The organism is Brucella oryzae (assembly GCF_041929965.1).
Lineage (GTDB): Bacteria > Pseudomonadota > Alphaproteobacteria > Rhizobiales > Rhizobiaceae > Brucella > Brucella oryzae.
Genome location: NZ_JBHEEO010000006.1, coordinates 243,463 through 251,017 on the forward strand (window position 1 = coordinate 243,463; position 7,555 = coordinate 251,017).

Below are 7,555 nucleotides of genomic sequence, written 5' to 3' on the forward strand. Positions count from 1 at the left end.
AGCTCTAGAACGGTTTGATGAGCCGTTCCATTTTCTGTTGCTACGCATTTCTGGAAGCGAAACCGGTTCGCTGGAAATGCTTTGAAGCGGCTTTCCTTTTTGATTCAGAAAACCGCTCCATCCTCTTGTTTTAAAGCCGATTCAACGCATGAAAAGCTTTCATGCGCCGAGGCGCGGTCGACTATTCCTTGCTGACAGGCGCCAGGAAGTTGGAATCGAACGTTGGGCCGAGCTTGTAGCCCTTCACGTTGCTGCCAATGCCGGCAACTTCAACCTGCTGGAACAACATGACGAACGGGCTCTGATCGAGAGCTTCCTGCTGAAGCTTCTTGTATTCCTCGGCACGCTTGTCGTTGTCGCGTTCCAGAAGTGCAGCCTGCGTCTGTTTGGTCAGCTCAGGAATATCCCAGGCGTTGCGCCAGGCAAGCGTCTTGACAGATGCGTCATCGCTGTTGTCCGGATTGCTCGTGAAGGCTTCGGCGTTGGAATTCGGATCCCAATAATCCATGCCCCACTGTCCGATATACATATCGTGGTTACGGGCACGATACTTGGTCAGCGTCTGCTTGCCGTCGCCGGGGATGATTTCGATCTTCACGCCAGCCTGAGCAGCGGTCTGCTGGAAGGATTCGGCAATGCCGGTGACCGGCTGTCCGTTACGAACGTCGAACGTGACCGAGAGACCGTCCTTCAAGCCCGCCTTGGCGAGAAGTTCCTTCGCCTTGGCTACGTCGAGCTTGTACGGCGCAGCATCGAGCGCACCAAGAACGCCCTTGGCCTGATAGGTCTGGCGGATTTCACCAATGCCCTTGATGAGGGTCGAACCGATTGCATCGTAATCGACCAGATATTTGAACGCTTCGCGAACTTCCGGCTTGGCCAGGTTCTCGTTCTTCTGATTGAGGCTGATGTAATAGACCGTGCCCTTGGCGGCGCTGGCGGTGGTCAGCTTGTCGTTCTTCAGAACGGCCTCATAGTCGCCCGGCTCCAGATTGCGGGCCACATCGACGTCGCCGGACTCAAGCATCAGGCGCTGCGTTGCGCTTTCCTTGACGTGACGATAGAAGACGCGCTTGAGCTTGGCCTTCTCGCCATAGAAATTGTCGTTGCGTTCCAGGATGACGACTTCATTGGCGCGCCATTCGCGGATCGTGAACGGCCCCGAGCCCGCCGACTTGGTTTTCAGCCATGCATTGGCATAGTCGGTGTCGTATTTGTAATCATCTGTCGGCGTAACCTTCTCGGCATGTTCTTCGAGAAGCTTCTTGTCGACGATAGCAGCGACCGTAGCGGTCAGGCAGTTCAGCACGAAGCTCGGTGCATACGGCTTGTCGACGGTGAAGACGAAGGTTTCGTCGTCCACGGCTTTTGCCTTTTCGTTGACGTTGTCCTTGGTCAGGCCAAACTGCGTCAGGATGAAAGCCGGGCTCTTGTCGAGACGCACGGCGCGCTCAAAAGAATAAGCCACATCGGCAGAGGTAATCGGGTTGCCGGAAGCGAACTTGATGTCCTTCTTCAGCTTGAACGTATAGGTGAGGCCGTCGTCGGAAACGGTCCAGCTTTCAGCAACACCCGGTACGACTTTAGACGTGTCGTTGATGTCGAGACGAACGAGCATGTCATAGGCGTTACCAATGAATTCGGCCGGGCTCAGTTCGAAGGATTCTGCCGGGTCCAGCGTGATGGTGTCATCGATGGCCCATGCTTGAACCAGCGTGTCGGCAGGCGTTGCCGACCAGGCCGGATTTGCGGCCAGCACGGCGGCAAGTGCTGCACCGGCGGCCAGAATACGAAAACGTCCGAAATGCATCATGTTTGAGTTCCCTTTCTGTATTCTTGTTGGGATTTTGTTGGATTGTATCTGTATGTCAGGCTTCGTGCCATGCCTGTTTCAGGACTCTGATCCAGTTGCCCCGGCAAAGCTTTGCCAATTCCTCATCGTTATATCCGGCCTTTTGCAAGGCCATCACAAGGTTCTGGGTTCCGGCAGCATCGCCGATTTCGGCTGGAATTGTTGCGCCGTCATAATCCGAACCAAGGGACACGCAGTCGATGCCCATGCGTTCAACCATGTAATCCACATGGCGAACCACATCGGTAAGCGGCGTGTTGGCGTCTTCCTTGCCGTCCGCGCGCAGCATCGTTGTGGCGTAGTTCAGTCCGGCAAGGCCCTTGCTCTCGCGGATCGCATCGAGCTGACGGTCGGTCAGGTTGCGGGCGACTGGGGTGAGGGCGTGCGCATTGGAATGGCTGGCGACCAGCGGCTGATCGCTTAGTTCGGCCACATCCCAGAAACCCTTTTCGGTGATATGCGCCAGATCGATCAGAATGCCCTTGGCGTTGCATGCCTTGACCAGACGCTTGCCCGCATCGGTCAGGCCGGGACCTGTATCGGGGCTCATCGGATAGGCGAATGGCACGCCATGGGCGAAAATATTGTTTCGGCTCCAGACGGGCCCAAGCGAACGCAGGCCGGCAGCATAAAAGACTTCAAGTGCTGCCAGATCGGCATCGATGGCTTCGCAGCCTTCCATATGGAGCACGGCGGCGAATGTGTCGCTGTTCAGCGTTTCGTCGAGTTCACGACCGTTGCGGCAGAGCTTCCAGCCGCCCGCAGCTTCCAGCCTCAGCGCAATGGCTGCCATTTCGAGAGCGATGTCGAGGGAGGGACTGCGTTCCAGCGGCGCTGAAAGTGGTGTTTCGTAGTGGCCGTTGGTATCAGGCTTGCCCAGTTCTATATGCTCGCCCGAAGGTATGTAGATGGCGCATATACCACCGGCGAGACCGCCTTTGCGTGAGCGGGGCAGATCGATATGGCCGATATCCGTCCCGACGGTAAATTCCTTGATCGGGTCTTCGCCCTTGCGGGCATTTTCCCAAAGCCGCAGAAGGACATCGTTATGTCCGTCAAAAACGCGCTGCATTCTTTCATTCCTGACTGCATGGTCTGCGACAGCAGATCCACATATCCAAGTGTTCAGGCGCAAGGAAACAACACGGCAAGGTAAGATAACCTCCCGATATGGTGGTTGAGCTTTTCGCTCTTATTGTTCCCCGCACTTCCACTCCCAATTTATAATCGTTTAGTGCCTGTCGGAGTCAAGCCATCGAATGACGTAGTCAGACTGCGAAATGAAGATAAATTTATGCAAAACGAAAGGGCTGCGCTCTAAAACGCAGCCCTTTGTGCAAAAGCAGAATTGCTTGATGCGAAAAGAGAATAAACTTCGCACCCGCCGTAACGACTAGAATTTGTAGTTCAAACCAGCCTTGATCGAATGGTTCTTCAGATTGTTGCGCTGTTCAACGCCGTTGACGCGGGACTTCACGTCGCTGAAGCGCTGGAAGTCATACTCAGCCTTGACGGAAAGCGGGCCGGTCAGCGCCTGTTCTACACCGGCACCGATCATTGCGCCGCCTTCCCAGCCTGGAGCCGAGGTGGTGTTGTCCTTGGCCTTGAAGCGGGTCACGCCATAACCGGCAGTGCCGTAAACGAGCGTTTTGTCGAAAGCGTAGCCGACCTTGCCCTTGGCATTGCCGTTCCATGATTGCTGAAGGCTGCCACCGTTTCCGATGCGATGTTCGGCTTCGGCAAAGTTGCCCTCAAGTTCTGCGCCGAATACGACATTGCCGCTCTGCATGTTCTTGCCGACGACAATGCCGCCCAGAGCACCGGTACGGTTGGTGAAGGGGCCAGGGACCTTGGACGACGAAGCGCCGATCTGTGCGCCGATATAATTGCCGGACCAGTCATGCGGGCCGCTGGCAACCGGATCGTTATAGGAATAGTCCGTTGCTCCCATCATGTCGGCTGCGAAAGCCGACCCTGCAAAAGCGACGATTGCGGCGCCAAGCGCCACTGCGGTGATAGAACGCTTCAACATTTTTACTCCGATTTTCCCGTCTGGAAACGCTGGCGGGAAACATGACTGAATTCATTGGGACGCGTTTCGATCTGATTGGCTCAGATCGGCGCTCCAATCATTTGCATTTACGCGCACCTTTTCCGAAAACCGTTTCAAACTTTTCGGGGTGCGCTCTGAAACCATCGAAAAGCCGTGCCTTCGAACTGGGTTTCGTCTCACCTCTGATTGTGTCTAAATTTAAGAAAATTCGAGCGATTTCCATGCATTGCGCAACCATTCTTCGCGCTATGCTTAACAAACCGTAACAATAGAATTTTCAAAGGGCAGCTAGATCAATCCCAGTCCGCGGAAGCTGGTATGGCCGTGTTTTCCGACAATGACATGGTCGTGTACCGTGATGTTGAGTGCCTTGGCAGCATTGACGAGCTGCTTGGTCATGTCGATATCGGCGCGTGATGGCGTCGGGTCGCCGGAAGGATGGTTGTGGACCAGAATAATGGCGGTGGCCGAGAGCTCCAGAGCTCGTTTGACGACCTCACGCGGGTAAACAGGTGTGTGGTCCACCGTGCCTGTCTGCTGGACTTCATCAGCAATCAGCTTGTTCTTCTTGTCGAGAAACAGGATGCGGAACTGTTCGCGGGTCTCGTAAGCCATGGCGGTGGTGCAATATTCAATCACCTTAGTCCAGGAACCAAGTACTTCGCGCTCCATGACAGTGCTACGGGCACTTCGCTTGGCGACGGCTTCCACAAGCTTGAGTTCATGCGCAACGGTGGGGCCTGCACCGGGAATTTCTGCGATCAGTTTTTCGGGGGCGGCCAGTACTTCGGCAATCGAGCCGAACCGCATCAGCAGAGCCTTGGCAAGCGGCTTTGTGTCGGCGCGGCGAATGGCGCGAAACAACAGCATCTCGAGCAATTCATAATCCGCCAGCGCGTCGGGAGCCTCTCGGAAGCGCTGTTTGAGACGATCGCGATGCCCGGAATAATGCGGCTTGTCGATCTTCGGCGTCAGTTGGAGCGTATCGCTGAAGCCGGGCAACTCGGTGCTACCCGGCTCATTCTTGCTTTTTGCCATCCTGTTTAAACCCCCGCAAAAACAGACCAGACAATTATCGAGATAATATCACTACACCATTATCTCATGGAAGGCGGTCCGAAGACATTGGCTGGGGAGAGAGTAAATATCTCACAGCCGTCTTTCGTGACGCCGACCGTATGCTCATATTGCGCTGTCAGCGAACGATCTCTGGTGACCGCCGTCCAGCCATCAGCAAGGACCTTCACATGCGGCTTGCCGAGATTGATCATGGGCTCGATCGTGAAGATCATGCCTTCCTTGATTTCTACACCCTCATTCGGCGTGCCGTAATGCAGGATATTCGGGGCGTCATGGAACAGCTGCCCGACACCGTGGCCGCAGAAATCACGCACGACAGAGCAGCGTTCGCCTTCGGCATAGGACTGGATCGCAGCGCCGATGGCGCCAGTCTTCACACCAGGTTTGACGGCTGCAATCCCGCGCAGCAGGCTTTCATAGGTGACTTCAAGCAACCGCTCGGCGGCGCGCTTGATTCCGCCCACTGCATACATACGGCTTGAATCGCCGTGCCAGCCATCGAGGAGATAGGTCACGTCGATATTGACGATATCGCCCTCACGCAGCGGCTTCTCGTTCGGAATGCCATGGCAGACGACGTGATTGATCGACGTGCAGGTTGATTTCGTATAGCCGCGGTAATTCAGCGTTGCCGGAAATGCGCCCTGATCCATGCCGAACTCGAACACGAAACGGTCGATTTCATTGGTCGTCACGCCCGGCTTGACGATATCGTTGAGGGCATCAAGACAGCGTGCCGTCAGATTGCAAACTGTGCGCATACCCTCGAAAGCCTCGGGGCCATAGAGCCTGATCTGGCCCGTATACTTCATGGGTGCACTTGTCGCTTCGATATAGGTTACCATCACTCGATCCGTCTTAGTCTACTCAATCGGCACCACTTCAGTGGCGTCAATGCTATTATCCGTTATGTGGCACCGAACAGCCCAAGCCTCAACCCCGTTTGCACGCGCACGTTCAAAAGCGCGTGCGTAAGTGGGATCAAGATCGCCGGAAATGCTGAATCTGCTGCAATCGTTTCGCTGGATAATAAACAACATCACCCCCCGATGACCAGCGGCAACCACGTCGACGAGTTCATCAAGATGTTTTGCGCCGCGCGCTGTCACTGTATCGGGAAATTCTGCCAATCCAAGTGTACGGATGAAATGCACATTCTTGACCTCGACATAAGCTCGCTGACGGGGGCCGTCATCCAGCAAAAGATCGATGCGCGAGTTTCTTCCATATTTCTGCTCGCGCTTGAGGCTGGCATATCCCGCGAGATCTGGAATGAGGCCCTTGAGGATTGCTTCTTCGGCGATCCGGTTCGGCAAGCCGGTGTTTACGCCGACCAGCGTGTTATCCGCTTCGACGATCTGCAGCGTATGGGCATATTTGCGGTGAGGGGCATCCGAAACACTCAGCCAAACGCGGGAACCCGGCGCAGTCAATCCGAGCATCGAACCGGTATTGGGTACAGAAGCTGTAATAAAGCGCCCATCGTCAAGCGTGACGTCGGCAAGAAATCTTTTGTAGCGGCGTTCCAGCCTGCCGGTAACCAAAGGTGTTTGAAAAATCATGCGCCGATTTAGATCTATTCGGCGAGTGGGCGAAAGAGTTTTCTGATTGCTTCGCGAAAATAGTCGGTAAACGAGAGCGATTGGCCTAAAACAGCGCCTTGATAACGTCGGCCAAACTCATATCCGCGCCGAGAACCATCGCTGCAGCAACGAGGCCAGCACCGAGAAAGGTGAGGGTGGTTCTTGTTTCGCTTGTCATTAGTCTTCCCCATCAAATCAGTCGTTCAAAGCTGGGAAGAATTTCGCGGGAGAATTTGCCCGGATTGTGATGCGATAATGGCTATTCCGGGCAATTTGCGGGCTTTTTACAGATAGGGTAAACGCGCTCGCTTTTGTTACTGTTTTACCCAGTTGAAGACGAGCTCCTCGCGAAAAGCGAAGCGTACGACGTGACTTGCCACCACCTCTTCGAGGCGGACGAGGTTTTCTTCTGAGGTTTCAACCGTTGTAGTCAGTTTTTCTGTATCGGCATCAAGAATCACGAGACGATTCTCGCCAAGATCGATAGTGCCGTGTTCCGGCGTGAATTCGACCGTGAATTTGTGCGCCCAATGTTTGCAAAGCTGCTGCAGGTAGCGGCTGGCATGGGCGGTGGGAACGAATGCTGTTGCTTTCGACATCACGCTGTCCTTTCGAAAAGGTTGCAGCCTGGCGCGTAGCAATATCCCGGCAATTCAGCCAGTAATATTTGCGTCAAATCTGGAGAAAGAAAAACCAGCAATGGTACGCCCAAGGGGAATCGAACCCCTGTCTGCGCCGTGAAAGGGCGCTGTCCTAACCGCTAGACGATGGGCGCCTGCTGGTGTGGGGCGCTTATAGTCAGGAAATTTCCGACATGCAAGCCCCTTTTTCACTTGTCTGTGAATAAGTTCAGACAGTATGCGACAGCGCTTTATAACGCGCTAACAAACTGAATTGTAAGGGAAAAATGAAAAACCAGCAATGGTACGCCCAAGGGGAATCGAACCCCTGTCTGCGCCGTGAAAGGGCGCTGTCCTAACCGCTAGA

General features: G+C 54.7%; 7 protein-coding genes and 1 tRNA gene. All 8 read right to left on the reverse strand.

The annotated features are described in order from the left end of the window. Positions 1-181 precede the first annotated feature (181 nt). Positions 182-1,813 carry an ABC transporter substrate-binding protein gene (locus JNC70_RS08765; protein WP_104755846.1) on the reverse strand — a complete coding sequence of 544 codons (1,632 nt, stop codon included), beginning with the start codon at positions 1,811-1,813 and terminating at the stop codon, positions 182-184. Positions 1,814-1,868: 55 nt separating this feature from the next. Further along, on the reverse strand, positions 1,869-2,924 hold the full coding sequence (locus JNC70_RS08770) for a dipeptidase (protein ID WP_104755845.1): 1,056 nt from the start codon (positions 2,922-2,924) through the stop codon (positions 1,869-1,871). A 321-nt stretch (positions 2,925-3,245) separates the two neighbouring features. After that, on the reverse strand, positions 3,246-3,884 hold the full coding sequence (locus JNC70_RS08775; RefSeq protein ID WP_104755844.1) for an outer membrane protein: 639 nt from the start codon (positions 3,882-3,884) through the stop codon (positions 3,246-3,248). A 309-nt stretch (positions 3,885-4,193) separates the two neighbouring features. Then, positions 4,194-4,943 (reverse strand): RadC family protein, encoded by a 750-nt coding sequence (radC, locus tag JNC70_RS08780; RefSeq protein ID WP_104755843.1) that lies wholly within the window; start codon positions 4,941-4,943, stop codon positions 4,194-4,196. Positions 4,944-5,002: 59 nt separating this feature from the next. Further along, on the reverse strand, positions 5,003-5,830 hold the full coding sequence (gene map / locus JNC70_RS08785; protein ID WP_104755842.1) for a type I methionyl aminopeptidase: 828 nt from the start codon (positions 5,828-5,830) through the stop codon (positions 5,003-5,005). 18 nt (positions 5,831-5,848) lie between these two features. Continuing rightward, positions 5,849-6,547: a DNA/RNA nuclease SfsA gene (gene sfsA, locus JNC70_RS08790; protein WP_104755841.1), complete on the reverse strand. Its 699-nt coding sequence runs from the start codon at positions 6,545-6,547 to the stop codon at positions 5,849-5,851. Between the two features lie 335 nt (positions 6,548-6,882). Continuing rightward, complete coding sequence (locus JNC70_RS08795) at positions 6,883-7,167, reverse strand: DUF2218 domain-containing protein (RefSeq protein WP_104755840.1); 285 nt, start codon at positions 7,165-7,167, stop codon at positions 6,883-6,885. A 101-nt stretch (positions 7,168-7,268) separates the two neighbouring features. Beyond that, positions 7,269-7,343 (reverse strand) — tRNA-Glu (locus JNC70_RS08800). Positions 7,344-7,555 lie beyond the last annotated feature (212 nt).